This is a genomic window from Persicitalea sp. (assembly GCF_041751555.1).
Lineage (GTDB): Bacteria > Bacteroidota > Bacteroidia > Cytophagales > Spirosomataceae > Persicitalea.
In genome coordinates, this window is record NZ_JBGSXF010000581.1 from 1 (window position 1) to 3,746 (window position 3,746).

Annotated in this window: 3 protein-coding genes; all 3 read left to right on the forward strand. The window is 50.5% G+C overall.

Going from position 1 to position 3,746, the window contains the following annotated elements:
• On the forward strand, nucleotides 1–847 hold an 847-nt coding region (locus ACEW8P_RS20560), incomplete at its 5' end, for a sulfatase-like hydrolase/transferase (protein WP_373514949.1).
• Nucleotides 848–1,010: 163 nt separating this feature from the next.
• The gene (locus tag ACEW8P_RS20565; RefSeq protein WP_373514950.1) at nucleotides 1,011–3,194 is read left to right on the forward strand and encodes an acetylxylan esterase; all 2,184 of its coding nucleotides are present in this window, start codon (nucleotides 1,011–1,013) and stop codon (nucleotides 3,192–3,194) included.
• A gap of 57 nt (nucleotides 3,195–3,251) precedes the next feature.
• Nucleotides 3,252–3,746, forward strand: a 495-nt coding sequence (locus ACEW8P_RS20570) for a sulfatase-like hydrolase/transferase (RefSeq protein WP_373514951.1), incomplete at its 3' end; no start/stop codon positions are given.

Consider the following 3,746-nt stretch of genomic DNA (forward strand, 5'->3'; position numbering starts at 1 on the left):
GCTGAAAACGTTGGAAGATAATGGGCAGTTGGAAAATACGCTCATTGTCTACACCTCCGACCACGGGATGCCAGTTCCGCGCGTGAAGGGCAACGCTTACGAAAATGCCAACCACGTTCCCTTCGCCATCATGTGGAAAAACGGCATCAAGTACCCCGGACGCAAAATAGACGACTATGTCAACATGACCGACCTAGCCCCGACCTTCCTGGACGTGGCGGGAATTGGGGTAATCGAGTCAGGAATGCGACCCCTGACCGGTAAAAGTTTGCGAAGCCTGTTCGACAGCCCCAAAAGCGGCTGGATAGAATCGGAACGGAATATTCAGCTCGTCGGGCAGGAGCGGCATGACTTCGGGAGGCCACACGACCAGGGTTATCCGATCCGGGGAATGCACAAAAAAGGGATGCTGTACATTAAGAACTACGCCAACGATCGCTGGCCCGCCTGTAACCCTGAGACGGGCTACCTCAACACCGACGGAAGTCCCACCAAAACCCTCATCCTCAACAACCGCCGTCAGGGAGTCGATAAAACATATTGGGATTTGGCCTTTGGCAAACGCCCCGCCGAGGAATTGTACGACCTGAAACAGGATCCGGACTGTGTGGTTAACCTGGCAGCCCAGTCCAGGTATCAGGCGATGAAGAAGGCCATGGAGAAAGAAATGAAAGGCAAGCTGCTTGCCCAGGGAGACCTGCGAATGCTTGGTTACGGCCACCTGTATGAGCAGTACCCCTTCGCACAGGATGTCAATGGTTTCTACGAAAGGTACATGAAGGGTGAAAAAATTCCGACACCTTGGATCAACGACAACGACTACGAGAAGGAGAGTATCGACGACTGAAAATTCCTCTCCTCTCAAGGTGCTTCGCCGCAAATTGATTTCAAAACTTACGAATTAAGCATTCTTCAATAAACATCCATTTTGAGCTGCTACTCCACAGTCAGATAATAGAGTGAGATATTGAATCTCCCAAAACATTGATCACCAGACATTATCATTTCATATGAATTTTTTGAAAACTGGAAGTCTGTTCGTCGTACTTCTCTTTCTGGGAAGGGTTTATGATGTCTACGCCCAAGAAGAGTTGTCGGTATTCAACTATTGGCGCGCATTTGACGGGGTGCCTGCCATGTCGCTTTATCGGCACCTTTACCAACGGGCCGGCAGCCAACTGGCGGAGCGCAAGGCAGTAGTTGAAAAATTGACAAGCCAGGCCGATTGGCAAAAAAGGCAGTCATCGGTGAAGGCAAAGCTTACAGCCGCAATAGGTGAATTTCCTAACAAAACACCTCTGAGCCCTGTGGTTACGGGTACCATCGAGCGAGAGGATTTCAAGGTTGAAAAGCTTTACTTCGAGTCGCTGCCTGGCTTTTACGTAACGGCGGCTCTTTTTATACCCAAGGTAAGAAGAGGCAAATCGCCCGCTATACTGTACTGCAGCGGACACAGCCCGACCGGTTTCAGGAGCGACATCTACCAGCACAATATTCTGAACTACGTCAAAAAGGGGTTTGTCGTCTTGGCCTTTGACCCCATCGGGCAGGGTGAGCGAAAAAGCTACGCAGAGTCGAAGGGCCTGGGATCACCCACCAAGGAACACTCGTATCCCGGTACACAATCGTTTGTTTCGGGACTTTCCCCGGCTCAATACTTCGTTTGGGACGGCATCCGGGCCATCGACTATTTGGTAAGTCGACCCGAAGTGGACGCTGCCCGGCTGGGTATTACAGGACGATCGGGAGGCGGCACCCAGGCTACTTATATTGCCGCCCTGGACGAGCGGGTGCTGGCCGCTGCCCCGGAATGCTATATTACCACCTATGATAAACAGCTCCTGTCCAGAGGCCCCCAAGACGCCGAGCAAATTCTGCTTCACATGTTGGAGAAAGGTCTGGATCTTCCGGATTTAATCGAGTTGAGAGCGCCCAAACCGACCCTCATCGTAAGCACCACCTCGGATATTTTCAGTATTCAGGGGGTTCGGGACACGTATGATGAAGCCAAGGGCGCGTTTGCCGCGTTTGGAAAAGCGCAGCAATTGATAAAAGTCGAGGACGACGCAGGACATGCCTCTACGCCGAAGAACCGGGAGGCCACCTACGCTTTTTTTCAAAAATATCTGGATAATCCTGGTAGTTCGAAAGACGAAGAGGTGGAAAAATTTGGGGTAGAAGAGTTGTACGCCACGCCTACCGGAGATATGCTGCAGACTTTATACGGAGAATCGCTGTTCAGTCTGAATCTGAAATATACTAGGGAAGTAGTGCAAAAAAGGAAATCTAACCCGAAAGCGGCAGATAATATTCGTGAAAGTGCAATTCGTCTGTCGGGTTATGAAATACCTTCAACCAAACGTGATGTCATTTTTTCGGGCAGAATACATCGGACGAACTACGCCATTGAAAAATATCTGGTAAAAGGTTCCGGCGAATACCACATCTCGGCATTATGGTTGAAACCTGAAAAAGCCAGTGACAAACTGGTACTGTTGCTGGATGAGCGCGGAAAGACATTGGCTCTCGCGAAAGGAGAATTGGCTGATCAGCTTGCCAGGGAGGGCTACGAGGTGATCGTACCTGATCTGAGCGGTATCGGAGAATCCTCAACGGGCTATTTGACTGGCGGTGATTCTTTCATAAAAGGAGTACCGATGAATCTCTGGTATGCCGGACTACTTACCAACAAGAGTCTGGTAGCCGTGCGGGCGGAGGAAATAAGCATCCTGACTGATTTCATAAAGAGAGAGTCGACGATAAAAGGCGTGACCGCTATTGCTCATGGAACCTTGACCTCAGACCTGTTGCACTCAGCCGTCTTCAGCGATTCTTTCGACCGAATCATTCTTTCAAACCCCCTTATCTCGTATCAATCGATTGCGGAGCAGCAGATGTACGAGCCAAAGTTCGTCATGTCATCCGTGGCGGGAGCATTGCAAGCTTACGACCTCCCTGACCTGGTGGCATCCCTTTCTCCCCACCCCATGCTACTTCTCAACCCTATTGACGCTACCGGGGCGGGGATTGGCAAAAAGGAGATTGAAGCGGTTTACCACGATGCGTTACAAAAACCGTCGGGAAAGAACCTGACTATCGGAAGCGCTGTGAAGCAGGTTAACCTCCCCGTAGCTGTAATCAAATGGATGAGCCAGGAAATAGCAGACAGTGAAGCGAATGGAAAGCGTGAGTAGCACTGGATAATAGCGCGCGCTTGAAAGTTTATGTTAGTATTTGGACGAATAGACGAGATGAAAAATAGGAAAACGATTGGATGGATATTGGGACTGGTTTTACCCTTGTTATTGGCGGGAACTCCTCCTAAGGATACGCTGCCGCCGCCCAATATTCTATGGGTGACGATCGAGGACCTATCGCCCATGCTAGGCGTGTATGGTGATCCCAACGCCAGCACGCCGCACCTGGATGCCTTTGCCAAACGCAGCATTCGATACACCAATGCCTTCTCCACGGCTCCGGTTTGCTCGCCTTCACGGTCGTGCATCATTACCGGATACTACGGGTCGTCGCTCGGTACGCAGCATCTACGCTCCGAGGCTACGATTCCCGGGAATATAATCCCTTATCCCAAATACCTGCGCAGAGCGGGTTACTTCACTTCAAACAACGTCAAAGAAGATTATAATTTCATTGACAACACCATCTGGGATCAGTCTTCCAATACTGCCCATTGGCGGCAACGGAAACCGGGTCAGCCTTTTTTCAGCATTTTCAACCTGATGTTA

Excerpts from the sequence above, each read along its gene's own strand:
- ACEW8P_RS20565 (WP_373514950.1), top strand. The coding sequence starts at position 1,011 with ATGAATTTTTTGAAAACTGGAAGTCTGTTCGTCGTACTTCTCTTTCTG.